At 71.4% G+C, this 23,537-nt stretch carries 23 protein-coding genes; 19 read left to right on the top strand and 4 right to left on the bottom strand.

What is annotated here, in order from left to right; translation table 11 throughout:
* Window positions 1-97: 97 nt before the first annotated feature.
* The 3 genes from tsaB to tsaD are packed head-to-tail and all read left to right on the top strand — an operon-like array spanning window position 98 to window position 2,281.
* A complete protein-coding gene (gene tsaB, locus ACZ7CF_RS17810) occupies window positions 98-778 on the top strand; it encodes a tRNA (adenosine(37)-N6)-threonylcarbamoyltransferase complex dimerization subunit type 1 TsaB (protein ID WP_360395797.1) in 681 nt (226 codons plus the stop codon).
* Complete coding sequence (gene rimI, locus ACZ7CF_RS17815; protein WP_360395798.1) at window positions 775-1,233, top strand: ribosomal protein S18-alanine N-acetyltransferase; 459 nt, start codon at window positions 775-777, stop codon at window positions 1,231-1,233. Before tsaB ends, rimI begins: the two co-directional genes overlap by 4 nt.
* Window positions 1,226-2,281 (top strand): tRNA (adenosine(37)-N6)-threonylcarbamoyltransferase complex transferase subunit TsaD, encoded by a 1,056-nt coding sequence (tsaD, locus tag ACZ7CF_RS17820; RefSeq protein WP_470370037.1) that lies wholly within the window; start codon window positions 1,226-1,228, stop codon window positions 2,279-2,281. Before rimI ends, tsaD begins: the two co-directional genes overlap by 8 nt.
* Here the strand turns inward: tsaD and ACZ7CF_RS17825 are convergent, their stop codons facing one another.
* Window positions 2,282-3,787 (bottom strand): alkaline phosphatase D family protein, encoded by a 1,506-nt coding sequence (locus tag ACZ7CF_RS17825; RefSeq protein WP_470370038.1) that lies wholly within the window; start codon window positions 3,785-3,787, stop codon window positions 2,282-2,284. It lies immediately after the preceding gene.
* A gap of 172 nt (window positions 3,788-3,959) precedes the next feature.
* Here ACZ7CF_RS17825 and groES point away from each other — a divergent pair, with 172 nt between their 5' ends.
* Window positions 3,960-4,253, top strand: coding sequence for a co-chaperone GroES (groES, locus tag ACZ7CF_RS17830; protein ID WP_030478362.1), 294 nt, complete (start codon window positions 3,960-3,962; stop codon window positions 4,251-4,253).
* 82 nt (window positions 4,254-4,335) lie between these two features.
* Window positions 4,336-5,958 carry a chaperonin GroEL gene (groL, locus tag ACZ7CF_RS17835; protein ID WP_360395804.1) on the top strand — a complete coding sequence of 541 codons (1,623 nt, stop codon included), beginning with the start codon at window positions 4,336-4,338 and terminating at the stop codon, window positions 5,956-5,958.
* 150 nt (window positions 5,959-6,108) lie between these two features.
* Here groL and ACZ7CF_RS17840 read toward each other — a convergent pair whose 3' ends face one another.
* Entirely contained in the window at window positions 6,109-6,405 is a 297-nt protein-coding gene (locus tag ACZ7CF_RS17840; RefSeq protein ID WP_086663892.1) for a WhiB family transcriptional regulator, read from the bottom strand.
* Window positions 6,406-6,573: 168 nt separating this feature from the next.
* On the opposite strand from ACZ7CF_RS17840, the gene ACZ7CF_RS17845 reads away from it, so the two are divergent.
* From ACZ7CF_RS17845 to ACZ7CF_RS17865, 5 genes are all read left to right on the top strand, one after another.
* Window positions 6,574-7,524, top strand: a complete 951-nt coding sequence (locus ACZ7CF_RS17845) for a MerR family transcriptional regulator (RefSeq protein WP_360395806.1) — start codon at window positions 6,574-6,576, stop codon at window positions 7,522-7,524.
* Between the two features lie 17 nt (window positions 7,525-7,541).
* Window positions 7,542-8,447 (top strand): hypothetical protein, encoded by a 906-nt coding sequence (locus ACZ7CF_RS17850; protein ID WP_470370039.1) that lies wholly within the window; start codon window positions 7,542-7,544, stop codon window positions 8,445-8,447.
* Between the two features lie 81 nt (window positions 8,448-8,528).
* The gene (locus ACZ7CF_RS17855) at window positions 8,529-9,125 is read left to right on the top strand and encodes a response regulator transcription factor (RefSeq protein WP_030471988.1); all 597 of its coding nucleotides are present in this window, start codon (window positions 8,529-8,531) and stop codon (window positions 9,123-9,125) included.
* Between the two features lie 240 nt (window positions 9,126-9,365).
* Window positions 9,366-9,938, top strand: a complete 573-nt coding sequence (locus tag ACZ7CF_RS17860) for a sigma-70 family RNA polymerase sigma factor (RefSeq protein WP_360396063.1) — start codon at window positions 9,366-9,368, stop codon at window positions 9,936-9,938.
* On the top strand, window positions 9,939-10,820 hold the full coding sequence (locus tag ACZ7CF_RS17865; RefSeq protein ID WP_360395810.1) for an anti-sigma-D factor RsdA: 882 nt from the start codon (window positions 9,939-9,941) through the stop codon (window positions 10,818-10,820). It abuts the gene before it with no gap.
* Window positions 10,821-11,024: 204 nt separating this feature from the next.
* Here the strand turns inward: ACZ7CF_RS17865 and ACZ7CF_RS17870 are convergent, their stop codons facing one another.
* Window positions 11,025-11,411 (bottom strand): DUF5319 domain-containing protein, encoded by a 387-nt coding sequence (locus ACZ7CF_RS17870; RefSeq protein ID WP_360395812.1) that lies wholly within the window; start codon window positions 11,409-11,411, stop codon window positions 11,025-11,027.
* Window positions 11,412-11,535: 124 nt separating this feature from the next.
* Between ACZ7CF_RS17870 and guaB the strand changes: the two genes are divergently transcribed.
* The 8 genes from guaB (at window position 11,536) to ACZ7CF_RS17910 (ending at window position 20,309) form a co-directional block, all read left to right on the top strand.
* Window positions 11,536-13,047 carry an IMP dehydrogenase gene (gene guaB / locus ACZ7CF_RS17875; RefSeq protein WP_470370040.1) on the top strand — a complete coding sequence of 504 codons (1,512 nt, stop codon included), beginning with the start codon at window positions 11,536-11,538 and terminating at the stop codon, window positions 13,045-13,047.
* A 117-nt stretch (window positions 13,048-13,164) separates the two neighbouring features.
* On the top strand, window positions 13,165-14,298 hold the full coding sequence (locus ACZ7CF_RS17880; protein ID WP_360395816.1) for a GuaB3 family IMP dehydrogenase-related protein: 1,134 nt from the start codon (window positions 13,165-13,167) through the stop codon (window positions 14,296-14,298).
* A gap of 60 nt (window positions 14,299-14,358) precedes the next feature.
* Window positions 14,359-14,706 carry a hypothetical protein gene (locus tag ACZ7CF_RS17885; protein WP_360395818.1) on the top strand — a complete coding sequence of 116 codons (348 nt, stop codon included), beginning with the start codon at window positions 14,359-14,361 and terminating at the stop codon, window positions 14,704-14,706.
* A gap of 39 nt (window positions 14,707-14,745) precedes the next feature.
* Window positions 14,746-14,949 carry a hypothetical protein gene (locus tag ACZ7CF_RS17890; RefSeq protein ID WP_360395820.1) on the top strand — a complete coding sequence of 68 codons (204 nt, stop codon included), beginning with the start codon at window positions 14,746-14,748 and terminating at the stop codon, window positions 14,947-14,949.
* A gap of 55 nt (window positions 14,950-15,004) precedes the next feature.
* Window positions 15,005-16,681, top strand: coding sequence for an FAD-dependent oxidoreductase (locus ACZ7CF_RS17895; protein ID WP_470370041.1), 1,677 nt, complete (start codon window positions 15,005-15,007; stop codon window positions 16,679-16,681).
* A 28-nt stretch (window positions 16,682-16,709) separates the two neighbouring features.
* Window positions 16,710-17,669 (top strand): MBL fold metallo-hydrolase, encoded by a 960-nt coding sequence (locus ACZ7CF_RS17900; RefSeq protein ID WP_470370042.1) that lies wholly within the window; start codon window positions 16,710-16,712, stop codon window positions 17,667-17,669.
* Complete coding sequence (locus ACZ7CF_RS17905) at window positions 17,666-18,919, top strand: FAD-dependent monooxygenase (RefSeq protein WP_470370043.1); 1,254 nt, start codon at window positions 17,666-17,668, stop codon at window positions 18,917-18,919. The genes ACZ7CF_RS17900 and ACZ7CF_RS17905 overlap by 4 nt, the downstream gene beginning before the upstream one ends.
* A 64-nt stretch (window positions 18,920-18,983) precedes the next feature.
* Window positions 18,984-20,309: an FAD-binding oxidoreductase gene (locus tag ACZ7CF_RS17910; RefSeq protein WP_470370044.1), complete on the top strand. Its 1,326-nt coding sequence runs from the start codon at window positions 18,984-18,986 to the stop codon at window positions 20,307-20,309.
* A 13-nt stretch (window positions 20,310-20,322) separates the two neighbouring features.
* On the opposite strand, the gene ACZ7CF_RS17915 is transcribed toward ACZ7CF_RS17910, so the two are convergent.
* On the bottom strand, window positions 20,323-21,768 hold the full coding sequence (locus ACZ7CF_RS17915) for an aldehyde dehydrogenase family protein (protein ID WP_458430208.1): 1,446 nt from the start codon (window positions 21,766-21,768) through the stop codon (window positions 20,323-20,325).
* Between the two features lie 188 nt (window positions 21,769-21,956).
* Between ACZ7CF_RS17915 and guaA the strand changes: the two genes are divergently transcribed.
* Window positions 21,957-23,516 carry a glutamine-hydrolyzing GMP synthase gene (gene guaA / locus ACZ7CF_RS17920; protein WP_470370045.1) on the top strand — a complete coding sequence of 520 codons (1,560 nt, stop codon included), beginning with the start codon at window positions 21,957-21,959 and terminating at the stop codon, window positions 23,514-23,516.
* Window positions 23,517-23,537 lie beyond the last annotated feature (21 nt).

Consider the following 23,537-nt stretch of genomic DNA (forward strand, 5'->3'; position numbering starts at 1 on the left):
GGCCACCCGGCCGCCGCTTCCGGCCGAATCGCCTCCGGCGGTTGACCGGAAGAGGCAACCGGATGACCGACACGACCTCGTACTACCCTGGACAATCGTGCTAGTGCTCGCCGTCGACACGGCCACCCCCGCAGTCACCGCCGGTGTGGTCGAGCTCGCGCCCGACTCCCCGCCGCGCCTGCTCGCGAAGCGGGTGACGCTCAACGCCAAGGCGCACGGCGAGCTGCTCACCCCCCACATCTCCGCCGCGCTCGACGAGGCCGGCAAGGCGTACTCCGACCTGGACGCGATCGTCGTCGGCGCGGGTCCCGGCCCGTTCACCGGGCTGCGGGTCGGTCTCGCCACCGCCGCGGCGCTCGGGCAGGCGCTCAACCGCCCGGTCTACCCGGTGGCCACCACGGACGCGATCGCCAAGGACGCCGCCAGCGGGCACCCGCTGCTGGTCGCCACGGACGCGCGCCGCAGGGAGGTCTACTGGGCCGCCTACGACGCCGCCGGTCGCCGCACCGACGGGCCGCACGTGGAGCGCCCGCAGGACCTCGCGGAGAAGCTGCCCGCGCTGGGCGTGCACCAGGCGACCGGTGAGGGTGCGGAGCTCTACGCCGACGTCCTCGGCCTGGAGCTGCTCCAGGCGAAGCACCCGTCGCCGGAGGGGCTGGTCGCCGCCGCGGCCGCCGAGGTGCTCGCGAAGGCCCGTCCCGCCGCGCTCACCCCGCTCTACCTGCGCCGCCCGGACGCGGTCGAGCCCACCGGCCGCAAGCGGGTGACCAGGGCATGACCACCGGCACCGTCACACTCGGGCCGTTGCAGCACGCCGACGTGCCGCGGTGCCACGAGATCGAGCTGGACCTGTTCCCCGGCGAGGACCCGTGGAGCGAGACCGCGTTCCACAGCGAGCTCGACCGCGGCAACTACTACCGGGGCGCGTACTGCGACGGCGAGCTGATCGGGTACGCGGGGCTCGCCGCGTCGGCGTACGAGGCGAGCGTGCACACCATCGCCGTCGCCCGGCCCTGGCAGGGCAGGGGCGTCGGCAAGATGCTGCTGCGCGACCTCCTCGCCCGCGTCGACGAGATCGACGTGCCGGTGTTCCTCGAGGTCCGCACGGACAACGAGCCCGCGATCGCCCTCTACCTCGCGCACGGCTTCGAGCACCTCGGCTTGCGCCGCCGCTACTACCAGCCGTCGGGTGCCGACGCGTACACGATGGGAAGGCCCGCGAAAAGTGTCTGACCGACTCATTCTCGGCATCGAGAGCTCCTGCGACGAGACGGGCTTCGGCATCGTCCGGCTCGGCCAGGACGGCTCGCTCGAGCTGCTCGCCGACGAGGTCGCCTCCAGCGTCGAGGAGCACGCCCGCTTCGGCGGCGTCGTGCCGGAGGTCGCCTCGCGCGCCCACCTCGAAGCGCTGGTGCCGACCCTGCGCCGGGCGCTCGACACCGCGCGGGTCGAGCTCTCCCAGCTCCACTCGATCGCCGTCACCGCGGGTCCCGGTCTCGCCGGGGCGCTGCTGGTCGGCGTGTCCGCCGCGAAGGCCTACGCCGCCGCGCTCGGCAAGCCGCTCTACGGGGTGAACCACCTCGCCGGCCACGTCGCCGCGGACACGCTGCAGCACGGCCCGTTGCCACAGCGCTGCCTCGCGCTGCTGGTCTCCGGCGGCCACTCGCAGTTGCTGCTCGTCGAGGGCGGCCTGGCCGGCTCGATCACCGAGATCGGCTCCACCGTGGACGACGCCGCCGGCGAGGCCTACGACAAGGTCGCGCGGCTGCTCGACCTGCCCTACCCCGGCGGCCCGCCCATCGACAAGCTCGCCAAGCAGGGCAACGGCTGCGCGATCGCGTTCCCGCGCGGTCTCACCGGTCCGCGCGACGCGAAGTACGACTTCTCGTTCTCCGGTCTGAAGACCGCGGTCGCCCGCTGGGTCGAACGCGCCGAGAGCGCCGGCGAGGAGATCCCGCTGGCCGACGTCGCCGCGTCGTTCCAGGAGGCCGTCGCGGACGTGCTGACCGCCAAGGCCATCCGCGCCGCCAAGGACCTCGGCGTCGACACGCTGGTCATCTCCGGCGGTGTCGCGGCGAACTCGCGGCTGAGCGGCCTGGCCGCCGAGCGCTGCGCGGAGGCGGGCATCGAGCTGCGCGTGCCGAGGCCGCGGCTGTGCACCGACAACGGCGCGATGATCGCCGCTCTCGGCGCGCACCTGGTGGCGGCGGGCGCCAAGCCGTCGTCGATGGACCTCTCGACCAACCCCGGCCTGCCGGTCAACTCGGTCCAGATCCTCTGATCACAGCCGGTGCAGGCCCGGCCTGCGGTCCTCCACGGCGAACGACGCCCTGGTGGTGACCGGGGAGCCGGGCCTCGTCACGTGGTCGAGGCCGCGGAAGTCCGCGCGCAGCTCCTCGGGCGTGAACCTGGCGATCGTGTAGCCGCGGCGGTTGTTGAAGTACTTCACGTGCGGGTTCTCGCGCAGCCACGACGGCGTCTCGGCGTACTCCTCCGACCCGTCACCGCCGGCCGTGATCGACGTGGTCACCAGCTCGGTCGCGAGTGCCCGCGACGACGGGTCGTCCCAGCGCTGTTTGACCTCCGCGGCCCACGCCGCGTGCACGTCCCCGGTCAGCACGACCGGGTTCCGCACGTCCGCGAACCGCGCCACCACCCGGTCCCGGTCGGCCACGTAGCCGTCCCAGGCGTCCAGCAGGAACTCGTCGACCTCGCCGGGGACGTAGTCGTACTGCGAGAAGAACACCTGCTGGCCGAGCACGTCCCACCGCGCCCGCGACCCCCGCAGCCCGGCGAACAGCCAGTCCTCCTGCTCGGCGCCGAGCATGGTGCGCTCGGGCGCCAGCCGCTCCGGGCAGAGCTGCAGGCCGTCCCCGCAGGCCTGGTCGGTCCGGTACTGGCGGGTGTCGAGCAGGTGGAACGTGGCGAGCGCACCCCAGCCGATCCGCCGGTACAGCCGCGGCGACCTGCGCAGGGGCATGTTCTCGTAGTAGGCCTGGAAGGCCGCGGCCCTGCGCGCGGGGAAGTCCGGCTGCGGCCGGTCCGGCGCCAGGCCCGCCCAGTTGTTGTCGATCTCGTGGTCGTCCCAGACGACGCTCCACGGCGCCGCGGCGTGCGCTGCCTGGAGGTCCGGGTCGGCCTTGTACTGCGCCTGCCGCCGCCGGTAGTCCGCGAGCGTGGTGGTCGTCGGGCCCTCGACGTGCCGGACGTTGCCGCTCGGGGCGACGTGGACGCCCGCCTCGTACTCGTAGGTGTAGTCGCCGAGGTGCAGGACCAGGTCGGGTTCGTCCTCGGCCAGCCGCCGGTACGCCGTGAAGTAGCCGTGCTCGTACTGCGCGCACGAGGCGAAGGCCATCGTCAGCGGCACCCGCAGGGAACCGGGCGCGGGCGCCGTGCGGGTGCGGCCGGTCCGGGAGAGGTGGTTGAGGGCCTTGAAGCGGTAGAAGTACTCGCGGCCGGGCGCCAGCCCGGCGAGCTCCACGTGGACGCTGTGCGCCCGCTCCGGTCGAGCCGTGGTGGAGCCGTGCTGCACGGTTCGGGTGAACCGCTCGTCCTCGGCGACCTGCCACCGGACCTCCACCGGACGCGCCGGCATGCCTCCCAGGCCGTCCTCCGCGAGCGGTTCGACGGCCAACCGGGTCCACAGCACCACCCCGTCGGGTGTCGGGTCCCCCGAGGCCACGCCCAGTGTGAAAGGGTCGGAGCGGCGGGCGGACCCCGCGACCGAGAACGCTGTGACGCCGGCCACTCCGGAGAGCAGCAGCGTGCGGCGCGAGAACGTGACCATGGCCTGAACACGGCTCCCACCGGGTGAGCGGTTCGGGACCCTCGTTGAAGCGTTGGCACTCTCATGGGTAGAGTGCCAACTGCACGGCACCAGCACCGCCCCGACCCCCGCGACGGCGGGGTGGCAGGAGCCGTTTATTCGAACCTGCCAACGACCCGTGGAGGTCATCCCGGTGAGCGTGAACATCAAGCCGCTCGAGGACAAGATCGTCGTTCAGGCCTCCGAGGCCGAGACGACCACTGCCTCCGGCCTCGTGATCCCGGACACCGCGAAGGAGAAGCCCCAGGAGGGCAAGGTCCTCGCGGTGGGCCCCGGCCGCATCGACGACAAGGGCAACCGCGTCCCGCTGGACGTCGCTGTCGGCGACGTCGTCATCTACTCGAAGTACGGCGGCACCGAGGTCAAGTACAACGGCGAGGAGTACCTGATCCTCTCCGCCCGCGACGTGCTGGCCGTCGTCAACTAAGACGCTCGGCTGTCATGCCTGACGCCCCGGCGCCCCACTCCGGGGCTTCCGGGGCGTTTCGCTACCAGAGAGGCTTTAGGCAATGCCCAAGCAGATCAGCTTCGACGAGGACGCTCGTCGGGCACTCGAGCGCGGCGTCAACAAGCTCGCGGACACCGTCAAGGTCACCCTTGGCCCGCGCGGGCGCCACGTCGTGCTCGACAAGAAGTTCGGTGGCCCGACGGTCACCAACGACGGTGTGACCATCGCCCGTGAGATCGAGCTGGACGACGCGTTCGAGAACCTCGGCGCGCAGCTCGCCAAGTCGGTCGCCACCAAGACCAACGACGTCGCGGGTGACGGCACCACCACCGCCACCGTGCTGGCGCAGGCGCTGGTCAAGGAAGGCCTGCGCAACATCGCCGCGGGTGCGAACCCGACCGCGCTCGGCCGTGGCATCCAGGCCGCCGCCGACGCCGTCGTGGACGCGCTCAAGGGCAAGGCCACCCCGGTCAAGGGCCGCGACAACATCGCCCAGGTCGGCACCGTCTCCTCGCGGGACACCTCGATCGGCGCGCTGCTCGGCGAGGCCATCGAGCGGGTCGGCGAGGACGGCGTCATCACCGTCGAGGAGTCCTCGACGCTGGCGACCGAGCTCGCGATCACCGAGGGCGTGCAGTTCGACAAGGGTTACGTGTCGACGCACTTCTCGACCGACCTCGAAGCGCAGGAGGCCGTCTACGAGGACGTCCGCATCCTGCTGCACCGCGAGAAGATCTCGGCGCTGGCCGACGTCCTCCCGATCCTCGAGAAGGTCGCGGAGTCCGGCAAGCCGCTGCTGATCATCGCCGAGGACGTCGAGGGCGAGGCCCTGTCCACCCTGGTGGTCAACGCCGTCCGCAAGACCCTGAAGGTCGTCGCCGTGAAGGCGCCGTTCTTCGGTGACCGCCGCAAGGCGTTCCTGGACGACCTCGCGGTCGTCACCGGCGGCGAGGTGATCTCCTCGGAGATCGGCCTGAAGCTGTCCGAGACCACGCTCGACCAGCTGGGTTCCGCCCGCCGCGTCGTCGTGACCAAGGACGACACCACGATCGTGGACGGCGGCGGCACCAAGGCCGACATCGCCGGCCGCGCGGAGCAGCTGCGCCGCGAGATCGAGGCCACGGACTCCGACTGGGACCGTGAGAAGCTCCAGGAGCGCCTCGCGAAGCTCTCCGGCGGCATCGCCGTGATCAAGGTCGGCGCCGCCACCGAGACCGAGCTGAAGGAGCGCAAGCACCGCATCGAGGACGCGGTCGCCGCTACCAAGGCCGCGGTCGAGGAGGGCATCGTCCCCGGCGGTGGCTCCGCTCTCGTGCACGGCGCCAAGGTGCTCGACGGCGGTCTCGGCCTGACCGGTGACGAGGCCACGGGTGTCGCGCTCGTCGCGAAGGCCCTGTCCGCGCCGCTGTTCTGGATCGCCTCGAACGCCGGCCTCGAAGGTGCCGTCGTGGTGAACAAGGTCCGCGAGGGCGAGTGGGGCTTCGGCATCAACGCCGCCTCGCTGGAGTACGGCGACCTGCTGGAGCAGGGCATCATCGACCCGGTCAAGGTCACCCGCTCCGCCGTGGCGAACGCCGCCTCCATCGCCCGCATGGTGCTCACGACCGAGAGCGCCATCGTGGAGAAGAAGGCGGAGGAGCCGGCCGCTGCCGGTCACGGCCACGGCCACGGGCACGGCCACTGAGTCGCCGCTCCCGCTTCCGTCGGGACCGCGATCTCTGAGCTGGAACGAGAACCGGGGCGGCACCACTCACGTGGTGCCGCCCCGGTTCTTCTCGTCCACCACCCCGCGCCCCCTTGAAGCCAGCAGAGCGACGGGGAGAGGGCGACCCGGTCAGACGATTGCCAGCTGGCGTTTTCTCGCCTTGATGATGTGGTCGCGTTCCGACTCCGAGAGCCCGCCCCAGATTCCGTAGGGTTCCTGGACCGCGAGCGCGTGCCTGCGGCACATCTCCAGCACCGGGCAGGCGAGGCAGACGGCCTTGGCCCGGGCCTCCCGGCGAGATCTCGCCGGACCCCGTTCACCGTCGGGGTGGAAGAAGAACGCGCTGTCCATGCCCCGGCACGAACCGCGCATCTGCCAGTCCCACAGGTCTGCGTTGGGACCGGGGAGCCTTCGGGTGTCCGCCATCGAGACCGCCTCCGTGACGACTGCTCCATTCGGCTTAACGAAGATCCACCGTAGAACCGCGTCAATACTTGTTCAAGAGGCAGAAGACCCTTATCAACTGATGGGTGACAGCACGCGTGTTCGATCACTCACCGCCCGGAGTTGCCACCCGGAAGAGGTGAACGGAACATGTTTGCCGTGATGATCCAGCCGGAGCACAGATCTGCCGGTGGTCACACGGGTGAACCCCTCCTGTCCGTGGCCGCGGTGGCCAGGCGGCTCGGGGTGGCACCCGCGACGCTGCGCACCTGGGACCGGCGCTACGGACTCGGGCCGAGCGGCCACACGGTCGGACGGCACCGCAAGTACGGACCGCGTGACGTGGCCCGCCTTGAGCTGATGCAGCGCGCGCTCCTGCGTGGCGCCTCGTCGGCCGAAGCCGCCCGGTTCGCGCTCGACTCGAAGGCGTCGATGACGCACGGTGAGGTGCCCGCCGCACCCACCGGTGGCCGCGGTCTGAAGTTGCCGGGTGCCTCCCGGCTCGCCCGCGGGCTCGGTCGTGCGGCGCTCGCCATGGACTCGATCGCCGTGCAGGAGGTGCTGGCCGACTCGCTCGCCTCCGAGGGCGTGGTCGCGACGTGGAACGAGGTCGTGCGGCCGGTGCTGGCCGCCGTCTCCGCGCGGTGGGAGCTGTCGGGTGCCGGCGTGGAGGTCGAGCACCTGCTGAACGAGTGCGTGCTCGCCTCGTTCGTCCGCGCGACACCGCTCGTCACCCTCGGGCGCAACCACCGGCCCGTGCTGCTCGCGTGCATGCCGGAGGAACGGCACAACCTGCCGCTCTACCCGTTGGCGGCCGAGCTGGCGCAGCGCGGGATCGTCGTCCGGCTGCTCGGGGCGGCGTTGCCGGCGGACGCGCTGGCCGCGGCGGTGCGGCGGACCGCGCCGTCGGCGGTGGTGCTGTGGGCGCAGCTGCCCAGGTACGCCGATCCGGGAGTGCTGGCGGCGGTCCCGCGGACCCGGCAGCAGGTGCGGGTGTTCGTCGGCGGGCCGGGCTGGCGGCGGGGGATGGTGCCGACGCCGGCCGAGCGGGTCGACGACCTGGGTGACGCGGCGGCCGCGGTCGAGGCCGCCGTCACCTGACGGCACACTGCCTGTTCGTGAACTCCGGAGAAGACGCGCTGCGCCGGGCTGCTTTCGGTGCCGCGCCGGGCGACGACGTCTGGGCCGCGCTGGGTGCGCCGAGCGCTCGGGTGCGCTGGCTCGCCGCCGTCGTGCTCGGCGGGCAGGGGCACTACGCCGCCGCGGCGACCGCCCTCGACGCGCTGCGGCACGACCCCGACCCGGTCGTCGCCTCGCTCGCCCTGTCGACCCGCGCCTCGCACCACCGCCAGCTCGGCGCGCACCACCTCGCCCGCGGCCTGGACGGCCGGGCGCTCGCCCACGTGCGGGGCGACGACGCCGGCGACCCGGACGGGGTGGACGCCGCCGGGGCCCGCACCGACGCACTGCTCGGGCTCGCCGCCGACGCGATCGGTGCCGGGCGGACGCACGAGTCGCGCCGGCTGCTCGCCCGCGTCGGGCGGACCCCGTCCTGGCGGAGCGCGGTGCGGTTCGGCTGGGTGAGGGCGGAGGTCGAGCTGGCCTCCGGGAACGCCGGGGCCGCGGTGGCACCGGCCGAGGAGGCGCACGGCGTGGCGACGAGGGCAGGAGCCGTCCGCCACACCGTGAAGTCGGCCCTCGTGCTGGGCACCTCGTTGATCGTGTCGGGGACGCCCGAGGGCACGGCCAGAGGGGTTGAACTGGTCGAGTGTGACCTAAATCACAGCGTCGTGGGCGGGCTCCAACCGTTGATCTGGCCGAGCGCTCTGGTGCTGGCAGACCATGCCCCCACGGTGGGCGCAACCGCCATCGACCGGGCGACGGAGGCTCTGAGCTGCGTGTTACGCAGAGCTGATCCAGTCAGCCGTCGGGTCGCCCTCGAGTCCCCCTGGGTGCCGACCGGGCTGCTCCGTTCCGGGGAACCCCCGAATGCAGACCCTCAGACGAACTTCTTGACGGATTAAGCACCGGATCGTGTCAAGGTCGGGCCATCAGCGTCCGATAGGGGATATGGAACGTCACTCGGCTGCAGGAAAGGAGTCCCCGTGACCACGGTCCTTATTTGCGACGACCGGCGCAGTGTGCGTGAGGGTCTCACCCGCGTGATGTCGGCTGTCCCCGGGGTCAGCCGCATCGACTGCGTAGCGCACGGTGACGAGTTGTTGGCTCGCTTTTCCAGGCAGCCGGTCGACGTCGTACTGGTGGGAACCCAGCGCGCCGTCCCGACCGGGGTGGAAGCAACCCGTCGGCTCGTCTCCGCGAACCCGCAGGCAAACGTCATCGTGTTCGGAGCCCCCGACGACGCGGGCAGCATCGCCGCCGCGATCGCCGGTGGCGCCCGCGGCTACCTGAGGTGGGACGCGTCGCGCCCCGAGCTTGTGGCAGCCCTCGCGCACACGCTCGCCAGCACCTCCGTACCGGCACCGCGCCAGCCCTCCGACCCCGGCGTGCAGCTCACGGAGCGCGAGCTCCAGGTGCTGCGCGGCATGAGCCAGGGCAAGAGCAACGGTCAGATCGGCCGCGAGCTCTACCTGTCGGAGGACACGGTCAAGACGCACGCCCGCCGCTTGTTCCGCAAGCTGGGCGTCCGCGACCGCGCGCAGGCGGTGGCGCACGGCTTCCGGCGCGGTCTGGTGCAGTAGTCCAGGCCACAGCGTTGGGCTGAGTTCGCACGATCAGCCGCAATCCCCCAGCCCGGTGACGATGTCGCCGGGCTGCGGCCGTTCGGCGTGCCGGTTGTTCACTCGGTGTGTCCATGCCCCGTTGATGAACGGACGGCCCGCTGACCGGTACGGTGAGGGTTGCTGCTTCGAGTCGCCGTGAGTGACTCGTGTTGTTCCCTGCCGGTACGCCAACGAGTAACACCAGGGCTGTTGTCTGCGATGACCAACTTGGGGGACGGACTGGACGCCGAAGTGGGCGCGGCCGTCGACGGTGACCGCCGGGCGATCGAACGCCTGCTGGCCTCCATTCGTCCTCTGGTGGTGCGGTACTGCCGCGCCAGAGTTGGCAGGCAGGAGCGGAGCTTCGCTTCGGCGGACGATGTGGCCCAGGAGGTGTGTCTCGCGGTGCTCACGGCATTGCCCAGCTACCGCGACCAGGGTCGGCCCTTCCTCGCGTTCGTCTACGGGATCGCGGCGCACAAGGTCGCCGACGCACATCGGTCTGCCGCCAGGAACCGCTCGGAGCCCGTTCCCGAAGTTCCCGACGCGCCGGAGACCGGAGCTGGTCCTGAGCAACGGGCCCTTCAGGGCGAGCTCTCCGGCCGGATGGCGGTCCTGTTGCGCGTCCTGCCGGAGAAGCAGCGGGAGATCCTGCTGTTGAGGGTGGTGGTCGGACTCTCCGCCGAGGAAACTGCCGAGGCGGTCGGTTCGACGCCGGGTGCGGTCCGGGTGGCGCAACACCGTGCGCTGGCTCGGCTCCGCAAGTCGCTGGCAGCGGAGGAGGTGGTCTGAGTGGCCGACGAACACGGGAAGGACGACGAGGAAGTGCGCGGACAGGACGACAGAGCCCCGCACGAGCCCGTCGCAGACGATCTTTCGGCTGTACAGGCCGATGACCGGCTGCTGGACGCGCTGGGGTCCGCGACTCCGGGTGCGGCCGGCGCGCTGGTCGACGACGAGCTGAACGCGTTGCTGCTCGCGTGGCGGCACGAGGTGGAGACCGAGCCCTTCGGGGAGCTCGTCGACACCGAGACCGCCATCGCCACGATCCAGGCTGCCCGTCCGCAGCCGGTGAGCAGGCACCGCTTCCTGATCCCGCTGGCGAGCGCCGCGGCCGTGCTGGCCATCGCGTTCACCGGCGTGAGCCTCGTGGCCCGCGACGCCCAGCCGGGCGACGCGCTCTGGGGTCTCACCCGCGTGCTCTACTCCGAGCACGCGAAGTCGATCGAGGCCGCGGCCATCATCAACACCGACCTGGAGTCGGCCCGCCTCGCGCTGCGCGAGGGCAAGGTGACCGAGGCCCGCGAGAAGCTGAACAAGATCGAGGCCAGTCTGGGCTCCGTCAACACCGACGACGGCAAGGCCCAGCTGGAGGAGAAGCACAAGGAGCTCGAGAAGCAGCTGGGCACGAACACGTCGGTGACGTCACCCACGACGCCACCGCCCGTTGTGACCAAGCCGACCGAGACCAGCGCCAAGCCGACGACGCCGTCCTCGACGCCGACGACAGCGCCCTCGACCACCACGCCGCCCACGTCCCCGTCGTCGGAGACCCCTCCGCCGCCGGACCCGACGTCGAACGGCGAGGAACCCCCGCCGCCTCCGCCCGCACCGGGGGAGACCCAGGGTTCCAACGGGGTCACCAGCGTGAACGAGGGAACCGGAACCAACTGAGACGTGCTGTGAACGCCCCTGACTTCGCCGAGGTCAGGGGCGTTCACACGTCAGGTGGAATGGATTTCGGGTGACCCGGATGGGCCGTTCGGCGGCAGCCGGTCACCGGGAACCGCCGGAGGCGGGCTGACCGGGCGCGACCAACGTCACCCCGCGACCTCGGTCACCTCGTCCGGGTGAAAAACCGGACATTTCGGGCAGAGGTCAGCGAGCCGACTCCGTCGCCGTCACCCCGTCCGCGTACCCGCGGCAGTACTCCCAGCTCACGTACGCACCCGGATCCGGGTCGAACGCCGGCTCGTGCGGCCGCATCCGGCCGTCGGCGAGGAGCTGTTCGAGCGAGGCGCGCAGCAACGCCCAGTCGTGGAAGTGCGGTTCCTGGCACTCGCCGCAGTCCACGACGATGCCGCGAACGCCCCTGTGTTCGAGGAGGGCCTGGTAGACGGCCAGGTCGCTGAGGTCGCTGACCAGCTCGGCGCGTTCCTCGTCGTCCATCGGGTCGTGGTCGTGGTGGTCGGGCTCACCGAGAGCGCGCGCGGGGTCCTCGGGGTCGCCCGCGAAGGGGTCTGGTGGCAACGCGTCGTGCGGCACGACCCCGCACGGTACCCGCCGTACCCCGGGATACGTCCAGATACCATGGGCAGCACCGCCTCCGCCTGCGGAAACCGGACGCAGGGACGGGAGGTGCCGCACGACGGAAGGCAAGCCACCCGCCATGACCAGCGAGCTCAACGCTGACGGAGTCCCGAGCAAGTTCGCGATGCTGGGATTGACCTTCGACGACGTGCTCCTGCTGCCTGCCGAGTCGGACGTCGTCCCGAGCGGCGTCGACACGAGCACCAGGATCTCGCGCAACATCAGCCTCAAGGTTCCGCTGGCCAGTGCCGCCATGGACACCGTCACCGAGGGCCGGATGGCGATCTCGATGGCGCGGCAGGGCGGCATCGGCGTGCTGCACCGCAACCTCAGCGTCGAGGACCAGGCCCGGCAGGCGGAGACCGTGAAGCGGTCCGAGGCCGGCATGGTCACCGACCCGGTCACGTGCTCGCCGGACGCCACGCTCGCCGAGGTCGACGCGCTGTGCGCGCGTTACCGGATCTCCGGCGTGCCGGTGACCGACTCGAACAACAAGCTGGTGGGCATCATCACGAACCGCGACATGCGGTTCGAGCTCGACCACTCCAAGAAGGTCAGCGAGGTCATGACCAACGGCCCGCTGGTCACGGCGCAGGTCGGCGTGTCGGCCGAGGCCGCGCTGGGGCTGCTGCGCCGGCACAAGGTCGAGAAGCTGCCGATCGTCGACGGTGACGGCAAGCTCAAGGGCCTGATCACGGTCAAGGACTTCGTGAAGACCGAGCAGTACCCGAACGCCACCAAGGACCCGGACGGCCGCCTGCTGTGCGCCGCCGCCGTGGGCGTGGGAGAGGACTCGTTCGTGCGCGCGATGACGCTCGCGGACGCCGGCGTGGACGTGCTGATGGTCGACACGGCGCACGGCCACTCGCGCGGCGTGCTGGAGATGGTCGCGCGCATCAAGAAGGAGCTCGGCGACTCGACGGACGTCGTCGGCGGCAACATCGCGACGCGGGCCGGCGCCCAAGCGCTGATCGACGCGGGCGCGGACGGCGTCAAGGTCGGTGTCGGGCCGGGCTCGATCTGCACCACGCGCGTCGTCGCGGGTGTCGGCGTGCCGCAGATCTCCGCGATCTACGAGGCGTCCCTCGCGTGCCGCCCGGCGGGTGTGCCGGTGATCGGCGACGGCGGCATCCAGTACTCCGGCGACATCGCGAAGGCCATCGCGGCCGGCGCGTCCGCCGTGATGCTCGGCTCGCTGCTCGCGGGCACCCAGGAGGCGCCCGGCGACCTGATCCTGGTCAACGGCAAGCAGTTCAAGACCTACCGCGGCATGGGCTCGCTGGCGGCGATGCAGTCGCGCGGCGAGAACAAGTCGTTCTCGAAGGACCGCTACTTCCAGGACGACGTGCTCAACGAGGACAAGCTGGTCCCGGAGGGCATCGAGGGCCGCACGCCGTTCCGCGGCCCGCTGTCGCAGGTCGTGCACCAGCTCAACGGCGGTCTGCGCGCGGCGATGGGCTACACGGGCTCCCGCACGATCGCGGAGCTGCAGGACGCGCAGCTCGTGCGCATCACCGCGGCGGGGCTCAAGGAGTCGCACCCGCACGACATCACCATGACCGTCGAGGCCCCGAACTACACGACCCGTTAAGGTCTGTCGGCTGTTCGCTCAGGGGTGAGGTGCGTCCGCGGAAAGCGCGGACCACGCTCGCCCGCCGTGTTTTCTCTGGGGGCGGCCCCCAGACCCCCGGACGAAGGAGAACAACAGGTGCGCGATCTGGTCGAGATCGGCATGGGCCGGACCGCGAGGCGGGCCTACGAGCTGGACGACATCGAGATCATCCCGTCGCGTCGGACGAGGTCGTCGAAGGACGTCTCCACGACGTGGCAGATCGATGCCTACCGCTTCGACATCCCGCTGATCACACACCCGACGGACGCGATCGTGTCGCCGGGCACGGCGGTCGCGATCGGCGAGCTGGGCGGACTCGGCGTGCTCAACGCCGAGGGCCTCTGGGCCCGCCACGGTGACGTGGACGAGGCGTTGTTCCGCCTCGTGCAGGCCACCGAGGACAGCGACGACCCGGCAGCGGCGGTCAAGGTGCTGCAGGAGCTGCACGCCGCCCCGCTGCGGATGGACCTCATCGCCGAGGCGATCAAGCAGATCCGCGAGTCGGGCGTCACGGTGGCGGCGCGGGTCAGCCCGCAGCGCGCCGCCGAGCTCACCCCGGACCTGCTGGCCGCGGGCGTCGAGATCCTGGTCGTGCAGGGCACGATCATCTCGGCCGAGCACGTGTCGCGCGACGGTGAGCCGCTGAACCTGAAGTCGTTCATCGCGGACCTCGACGTCCCGGTGATCGCCGGCGGTGTCGGCGACTACCGCACGGCCATGCACCTCATGCGCACCGGCGCGGCGGGCGTGATCGTCGGCTACGGCTACTCGCCCGGCGTCACGACCACGGACTCGGTGCTGGGCATCGGCGTGCCGATGGCCACGGCCATCTCGGACGCGGCGGCTGCCCGCCGCGACTACCTCGACGAGACCGGTGGCCGGTACGTGCACGTCATCGCCGACGGCGGCATGCAGACCTCCGGCGAGGTCGCGAAGGCCATCGCCTGCGGTGCGGACGCCGTGATGCTCGGCGAGCCGCTCGCCGCCGCGACCGAGGCACCCGGTCAGGGCCTGTACTGGACCGCGTCGTCGGCGCACCCGTCGGTGCCGCGCAGCCTCGTCGCCGAGGCCGTGGACCAGGAGCTCGACCTGCGCACCTTGCTGTTCGGGCCGTCGTCGGACCCGCGCGGCGTGACGAACCTGTTCGGCGCGCTCAAGAGGGCCATGGCGAAGACCGGTTACTCGGACCTCAAGGAGTTCCAGAAGGTCGGCTTGACCATCCGGGGCTAGTCGTCTGCTGCGGAAGGGCGCGTTCCGGTTGGGACGCGCCCTTCTGCTTTGCTGGGTCCCGTGCCGCTCGTCGAGATCACGTACGCCCCCCACATCCCCCACGCCCTGCTCAAGGACCTCGCCGCGACGCTCCCGCACGCCGTCTCGGTGGCGGTCGAATGCCCGGAGGAGCCCTACGACGGCAACCTCCAGCCCGGTGACGTCGAGCTGCGCTTCCGGCCGCGCGGACCGTTCGACTCGACCGGCATGGACATCGTCGTCGAGGTCAGGTCGAAGTGGTTCGAGAGCCGCGCGGCCAACCGGCAGGACCGGGTCGACGGTCTGTGCACGGCCGTCGTGAACGCCACCGGCCTGCTCGACGTGGGCGTCTACCTCAGCCTCCCGGTCGCGGCCTGGGCGCAGAGCTGATCTTGCAACCGAACCGGTGTCCCGTGCGTCCTGTAGTGCGTGGAACTGGATGCCCTGTTCGGCAAGGACAACAGCAGCGTCGACACGGTCGAGGAGCCCGAGGTCGACGAGGTGCAGGAGGAGACCGCTGACGAGAACAGCATCGGCTGGAAGGCCCTCGCGCTGTTCATCTGCGGTGGACTGGTGATCATGGCGTTGGTCGTGGCGTTCTCGGTCTGGGTCATCGAGGGCCTGGTCCTCTGACTCTGAATCGATGGGGGACTAGGCGTTACCCGAAGTAACGCCTACTCTCCGGTACATGGGTGAACTCGCCGGTAACTTCGACGTCGTCATCGTCGGCTCCGGGTTCGGCGGGAGCGTGGCCGCGCTCCGGCTGACCGAGAAGGGCTATCGCGTCGCCGTGCTCGAAGCCGGCCGTCGCTTCGCCGACGACGAGTTCGCGAAGACCAGCTGGGACCTGAAGAGGTACCTGTGGGCGCCGCAGCTCAGGTGCTTCGGAATCCAGCGCATCCACCTGCTGCGCAACGTGATGGTGCTGGCCGGGGCGGGCGTCGGCGGCGGCAGCCTGGTGTACGCGAACACGCTGTACCGGCCGCTCAAGCCGTTCTACGAGGACCGGCAGTGGGCGCACATCACCGACTGGCAGGCCGAGCTCGACCCGTTCTACGACCAGGCGAGCCGGATGCTGGGCGTGGTCACGAACCCGACCACGACACCGAGCGACGTCGTCATGCGGAAGGTCGCTAAGGACATGGGCGTCGAGGACAGCTACCACCCCACGCCCGTCGGCGTCTTCTTCGGCGAACCCGGCAAGCCGGCCGAGGACCCCTACTTCGGTGGTGCGGGACCGGCCAGGACCGGCTGCACCGAGTGCGGCAGCTGCATGTCCGGCTGCCGGGTCGGCGCCAAGAACACGCTGGTCAAGAACTACCTCTACCTCGCGGAACAGCTCGGGGCGAAGGTCTTCCCGCTGACCACGGTGACCGGGCTGAGCGAGTCCGGTGGCCGGTGGACGGTCCAGGCCAAGCAGACCGGTGGCCACGCCAGGGCCACGTTCACCGCCGACCAGGTCGTGGTCGCGGCCGGCACCTGGGGCACGCAGCAGCTGCTCCACCGGGCCAGGGCCACCACGCTGCCGAAGATCTCGGCCAAGCTCGGCGAGCTCACCCGCACCAACTCCGAGGCGATCATCGGGGCCGGGCGGTACACCGTGGACCCGCAGAACGACTTCACCAGGGGTGTCGCGATCACGAGCTCGATCCACCCCGACGAGATCACGCACATCGAGCCCGTCCGGTACGGCAAGGGCAGCAACGCCATGGGCCTGCTGCAGACGCTCGCCACCGACGGCTCGGCGAGCGTGCCGAGGTGGCTGCAGTTCCTGCGCGAAGCGGTCAAGCACCCGCTCAAGCTGCTGCGGCTGCTCAGCGTGCACCGGTGGAGCGAGCGCACGGTGATCCTGCTGGTGATGCAGAGCCTCGACAACTCCATCACCACGTTCCTCAAGCGCGGCAAGCTCACCAGCGAGCAGGGCCACGGCGAGCCCAACCCGGCGTTCATCCCGGCCGGCCACCGGGCCAACCTGCTCGCGGCCGAGCACATCGACGGCATCGCCGGCGGCACCTGGGGCGAGCTGTTCAACATCCCGCTGACCGCGCACTTCATCGGCGGCTGCGCCATCTCCAGCACCCCGGCCGAGGGCGTGATCGACCCGTACCACCGGGTCCACGGCTACCCCGGTCTGTCCGTTGTGGACGGTGCGGCGATCAGCGCCAACCTCGGCGTGAACCCGTCGCTCACCATCACCGCGCAGGCGGAGCGGGCGTTCTCGCTCTGGCCGAACAAGGGCGAGCGGGACCAGCGGCCGGCGCAGGGCGAGCCGTACCGGCGGATCAACCCGGCGAAGCCGCGCACCCCTGCGGTTCCCGAGCAGGCCCCGGCCGCGCTGCGGTTGCCGATCGTGGAGGTGTCCTGACCTCGATCACTTTGGCTACCGTGGAGGCATGGCCAAGAAGCCGTTCGCTTCCAGCGCGGACCTCGCCGACAAGGACGAGGTCTTCGTCGAGCTCGCCGAGGGCGTCTACACCCTGACCGCCGAAGGCGACCCCAACGTCGGTGCGATCGAGGCCGACGACTTCCTGATCTGCTTCGAGGCGCGCGCCACCCCCGCGGCCGCGCGCCGCTGGCTCGCGACCCTGCGCGAGCACACGAGGAAGCCGGTCCGCTACCTCGTGCTGAGCCACTACCACGCCGTCCGCACGCTGGGCGCCAGCGCGTTCGACGCGCAGGAGGTCGTGGCGCACGAGATGACGCGGGTCCTGATCGCCGAACGCGGCCGGCAGGACTGGGAGAGCGAGTACGGCCGCATGCCGCGGCTGTTCGAGCAGCCGGCCGAGATCCCCGGCCTGACCTGGCCGACGCTCACGTTCTCCGACCGCATGACCATCCCGCTCGGCGGCGAACGCGGCGACCTCGTGCTGCAGCACCTGGGCCGCGGCCACACTGCGGGCGACGTCGTGGCGTGGCTGCCGCAGCAGCGCATCCTCTTCGCGGGCGACCTGGTCGAGTCGCAGGCCGCGCTCTACACCGGTGACGCGTTCCACGACGAGTGGGCGACGTCCACTTTGGACAACGTGGAGGACCTCGGCGCCGAGGTCCTGGTGGGTGGCCGCGGCAAGGTGGCCCGCGACCGGATCGAGGTCGAGGCCGCGATCGCGCAGAGCCGGCACTTCCTGGACGAGCTGCGCCGCACGGTCGGCGGGGTGCACGCCGAGGGCGGCACGCTCAAGCAGGCCTTCGAGCTGGCCCGCGAGACCCTGGCGCCCCGGTACGGCCGCTGGCCGATCTTCGAGCACTGCCTGCCGTTCGACGTGCAGCGCTACTGGGACGAGTGCGACGGCAAGGACTGGCCGGAGATCTGGACCGCGCGCCGCGACCGCGCCGTCTGGGACGCCCTGCAATGACCGTGCTGGTCGTCGGTGCGGGCCCGGTCGGGCTCACGGCGGCGCTGCTGCTGGCCCGCGCCGGCGTGCCCAGCGTGGTGCTGGAGAAGGCCACCGAGCGGTCCCGCGTGGGCAGCCGGTCGATCTGCGTGCAGCGCGACGTGCTGGAGGTCCTCGAACGGGTCGGCGCCGGGCAGGCCGTGGCCGACGCCGGCGTCACCTGGTACACCGGCCGGACCTACCACCGCGACCGCGAGGTGGCGACCCTGACCTTCCCGGCGGCAGCGGGCTTCCCGCCGTTCGTGAACACCCCGCAGACCGTCGTGGAGCGCATCCTGGAGGAGCGGGTCCGCGCCGAGCCGTTGGTCGAGCTGCGCTACGGCCACGAGGTCACCGGCCTGGTCCAGGACGCCGACGGTGTGTCCACATCGGACGGAATCGCCGGCACCCACTGCATCGCCGCGGACGGCGCGCACTCGACCGTGCGGCGGCTGCTCGGCGTGCCGTTCGAGGGTTTCTCGTTCGACGACCGGTTCATCATCGCCGACGTGCGCGTCGACCTGGACTTCCCGGCACCGGAACGCCGCTTCTACTTCGACCCGCCGTGGAACCCAGGCCGCCAGGTGTTGCTGCACCCGCAACCGGACGGCGTGTGGCGGATCGACTGGCAGGTCGCCGAGTACGTCGAGCTCACCGACGACCACCTCCGCGCGATCGTCGGCGACAAGCCGTACGAGGTCGTCTGGCAGTCCACGTACCGCTTCCACCAGCGGCGAGCGGCGACGTTCCGCGTCGGCCGGATCCTGCTCGCGGGCGACGCGGCGCACGTCATGAGCCCGTTCGGCGCGCGCGGCCTGAACTCGGGGATCTGCGACGCGGACAACGCGGCGTGGAAGATCGCCGCTGACCGCAACGGCGAGGCCGGGCCGGGTCTCTTGCGGTCCTACGACGTCGAACGCGGTGCCGCCGCCGACGAGAACCTGCGCATCACCGGCGCCACCATGCGCTTCCTGGTGCCGGGCAACGACGACGAGCGCGCGCAACGACAACGTGCGCTGGAGTCCGGTGAGGGCATCGACTCGGGCAAGCTGTTCACCCCGTTCGCCTACACCGACTCCCCGCTGACCACGGATGGCGGCGAGCTGATCGCGGGATCTCGCGTGGCCGGGCCGGGGTTCCTGGTGCGGGACGGCCGCCTGATCAGGCCGGACGGTCACGTCGCCGGCACCGCGGCGAGCGATGAGGTGACGCGTCGCGCGCTGGGCTGGTGAACTGGACCACATGGGGATGAGCAGAAGGACTTTCTTACGGGGAACCGGATTAGCGGTCGCGGGCATGGGGATCGGTGGCACCGCCGCGGCGGACACGGACTGGGGGAGACTGCGGCGCAGGCTGGGCGACCGGCTCGTCCTGCCGCAGGACACCGGCTACGACGCGCTGCGGCTGCCGTTCAACACGGTCTACGCCCACCGCAGGCCGGCCGCGATCGCCCGGTGCGTGCGGACCGAGGACGTGCAGGCGTGCCTGGACTTCGCCTCGCACCAGAGCATCCCGGTCGCCGCCCGCAGCGGCAGGCACAGCTACGCGGGCTACTCGGTGCCGGAGAACGGCCTCGTCGTCGACGTGAGCGCGTTGAACGACGTGCGCTTCCGCGGCACCGACGTGCGGGTCGGCAGCGGCATCCGGCTCGGCGACCTCTACGAGACCATCGGCGCACGCGGCCGCGCGGTGCCGGGTGGCACCTGCAAGTCCGTCGGCATCAGCGGTCTCACGCTCGGCGGCGGCATCGGCGTGATCGGCCGCAAGTACGGTCTGACCTGCGACAACCTGCTCAGCGCGCGGATCGTCACGCCGGACGGCTGCGTGCGCACGGCGTCCGCGGACTCCGAGCCCGGCCTGTTCTGGGCGCTGCGCGGCGGTGGCGGCGGCAACTTCGGCATCGTCACGTCGTTCACCTTCCGCAGCGTGCCCGCGCCGGACATCACCCGCTTCCTGCTGCTGTACCCGGACGGCGCGACCGCCGACGTGGTCGACGCGTGGCAGGAGTGGTTCGCCGACGCCCCGGACGAGCTGTGGGCGATCTGCGAGACGCTCTCCGGCACGCCCACCAGCACCGCGGTCGGCGGCACCTACCTCGGTCCCGCGAAGGACCTGCACCCGTTGCTCGACCGGATGCCGAAGGGCACGCAGCGGGTCGTCGAGGAGCTGACCTACCTGGAGGCCATGCGGTTCTACGCGGGCGGCGACGAGACCGGTGCCGCGTTCGTGGCGTCGTCGCGGATGGCCTACGAGCACGTGCCCGGCTCCCGCGTCGACGAGCTGCTGCGGGGCGGCAGCCGGTACCGCATCCAGTTCGACTCGTTCGGCGGCGCGCTCGGCCGGGTCACACCGGACGCGACCGCGTTCCCGCACCGGCGGGCCAAGGCCAGTGCCCAGTGCTACGTCAACGTCGTGGACGGCCGCACCGAGGCGGAGGGCCGGCGGATCCTGGCGTCGTTGCGCGACGGGCTCGGCACCGGCACCACCGGGTACGTCAACTACGTGGACCCGGAGATGCCGGACTGGGCGAGGGCCTACTACGGCCGCAACCTCCCGCGGTTGCGGGAGGTGCGCCGCCGCTACGACCCCGACCGGGTGCTCGCGTTCGCCCAGGGGCTGTAGCGCGATCCCGTGCCTAGATCTGAACTCCGGTCAGGACGGTCACCCGTTCCTCGGTGAAGTCCTCCATCGCCGACCGGACGCCCTCGCGCCCGGTGCCCGAGCCCTTCACGCCGCCGTAGGGCATCTGGTCGGCGCGGTAGGACGGCACGTCACCGATGATCACGCCGCCGACCTCCAGCTCGGCCGCCGCCTCGAACGCGACCTGCACGTCACGGGTGAACACCCCGGCCTGCAGCCCGTACTTCGAGTCGTTGACCTGCGCGAACGCCTCCTCGACGCCGTCGACCACGGACACCACCAGCACCGGCCCGAAGACCTCCTCGCGCCACACCTTCGCGTCCAGAGGCACGTCGGTCAGCACGGTCGGCTCGACCGTCGCGCCGGTGCGCTTGCCGCCGGTGAGCACCTTGGCGCCCGCGTCGGCGGCCATCAGCACCCACTCCTCGACGCGGCGCGCGTTGTCCTCGTCGATCAGCGGCCCGACCTCGACCTCGGGATCGTGCGGGTCGCCGGTCCGCAGCGCGGCGACCTTCTCGACGAGCTTCGGCACGAACTCCCCGGCCACCGACCGGTCCACGACCACCCGCTGCACCGCGATGCACGACTGCCCGGCCTGGTAGTTGCCGAACGTCGCGATCCGCTGCGCCGCGAAGTCCAGGTCCGTCCAATCAGGACAGACGACGGCGGCGGCGTTGCTGCCCAGCTCCATCACGACGTGCTTGCGCGGCGCGGAGTCCATCAGCGACCAGCCGACCTTCGTCGACCCGGTGAAGGAGATGACGGGCAGCCGTTCGTCGGTGACGAGCTTCTCCATGTCCTTGCCCCGCACCGGGAGCACGGAGAACGCGCCCTCCGGCAGGTCGGTCTGGGCGAGGACCTCGCCCAGCAGCAACGCGCTCAGCGGCGTGGCCGAGGCGGGTTTCACAACCACCGGCGCACCCACCGCGAGCGCCGGCGCGACCTTGTGCGCCACCAGGTTGAGCGGGAAGTTGAACGGTGCCACCGCCAGCACGGGACCGCGCGGCACGTGGCGCACGATCGCCATCCGGCCCTCGCCGCCCGCGTCGGTGTCCAGCCGCTGCACCTCGCCGCTGAACCGGCGGGCCTCCTCGGCGGCGAACCGGAACGTGTTCACCGCGCGCTGGACCTCGACCTCGGCCCACTTGAGCGGTTTGCCGTTCTCGGCGGTGATCGTCTCGGCGATCTCCTCCGCGCGGTCGGTCAGGGCCTGCGCGACCTGCTGCAACGCGGTCGCGCGCACGTGCGCCGGTGTTCTGCGGAACTCGCGGGCCACGGCGTGGGCAGCGGCGACGGCACGTTCCACCTGGTCAGGGCTCGGTACGGCGACCGAGGCCACCTCGGTGCCGTCGAACGGGTGGAACACACCCAGCGCCTGCTCGCCCTGTTCGGGACGGCCGGCGATCCAGCACGGCCTCGGTTGTGGCGTGAACGCGTCCATGGGCTCACGGTAGGCCCTGACCGCCGGTTGGCACCCGCTGAGCGCGCGACTGCCTTCGGGGTCCGCCCGCGTGGCCAACCTCACCGGGGACCGCAACCCGTTCCCACGTCTGGTGGTCCGGTCTCGAACACCTGGTCAACCCGGCCACCGGTAGGCGCCCGACCTGCGGCGCATGACATCCTTAGGCCGTGTCCGACACCAGCAACCGCCCTGTTCTCGTCGTCGACTTCGGCGCCCAGTACGCGCAGCTGATCGCCCGCCGCGTCCGCGAGGCCCAGGTCTACTCCGAGGTGGTCCCGCACACCGCGACGGTGAGCGAGATCCTCGACAAGAACCCGTTGGCCATCGTGCTGTCCGGTGGCCCGTCGAGCGTCTACGAAGAGGGCGCGCCGCAGGTCGACGCCAAGCTGTTCGAGACCGGTGTCCCGGTCTTCGGCATCTGCTACGGCTTCCAGGCGATGGCCCGCGCCCTCGGCGGCGAGGTCGCGCACACCGGCACCCGCGAGTACGGCCGCACCGACCTCGGCATCACCGCGGAGGCGGGCGCGCTGCACACGGAGCTGCCCGCGAGCCACCCGGTGTGGATGAGCCACGGCGACGCCGTCACCAAGGCCCCCGAGGGCTTCACGGTCACCGCGACCAGCGAGGGCGCCCCGGTCGCCGCGTTCGAGGACACCGAACGCCGGTTCGCCGGTGTGCAGTACCACCCGGAGGTGCACCACTCACCGCACGGCCAGGAGGTGCTGCGCCGGTTCCTGCACGACATCGCCGGCCTGCGCCCGCAGTGGACCACCTCGTCCATCGTGGACGAGCAGGTCGCCCGCATCCGCGAGCAGATCGGTGACGGCAAGGCCATCTGCGGCCTGTCCGGCGGCGTCGACTCCGCCGTGGCCGCCGCCCTGGTCCAGCGCGCCATCGGCGACCGCCTCACCTGCGTCTTCGTCGACCACGGCCTGCTGCGCTCCGGCGAGCGCGCCCAGGTCGAGCGCGACTACGTGGCCGCGACGGGCATCAACCTGGTGACCGTGGACGCCCGCGAGCGGTTCCTGACCGCCCTGGCCGGCGTCACGGACCCGGAGGAGAAGCGCAAGATCATCGGCCGCGAGTTCATCCGCGTGTTCGAACAGGCCGAGCGCGACCTCAAGGCCGAGGGCGACTACCGCTTCCTCGTCCAGGGCACCCTCTACCCCGACGTCGTCGAGTCCGGCGGCGGCGCGGGCACCGCGAACATCAAGTCGCACCACAACGTCGGCGGCCTGCCGGACGACCTGCAGTTCGAGCTGGTCGAACCGCTGCGCGCGCTGTTCAAGGACGAGGTCCGCCGCGTCGGCACCGAGCTCGGCCTGCCCGAGACCATCGTGCAGCGCCAGCCGTTCCCCGGCCCCGGCCTCGGCATCCGCATCATCGGCGAGGTCACCCAGGACCGCCTCGACACCCTGCGCCAGGCCGACGCCATCGCCCGCGAGGAACTCACCGCGGCAGGCCTCGACCGGCAGATCTGGCAGTGCCCGGTCGTGCTGCTCGCGGACGTCCGCAGCGTCGGCGTCCAGGGCGACGGCCGCACCTACGGCCACCCGGTCGTGCTGCGCCCGGTGTCGTCCGAGGACGCCATGACCGCCGACTGGACCCGCCTGCCCTACGAGGTGCTGGAGCGGATCTCGACCCGGATCACCAACGAGGTGGCGGAGGTCAACCGCGTGGTGCTCGACGTGACGTCGAAGCCGCCGGGCACCATCGAGTGGGAGTGACCACGTGACGAGGCCCCCGGC

The organism is Lentzea sp. NPDC036955 (genome assembly GCF_055608005.1).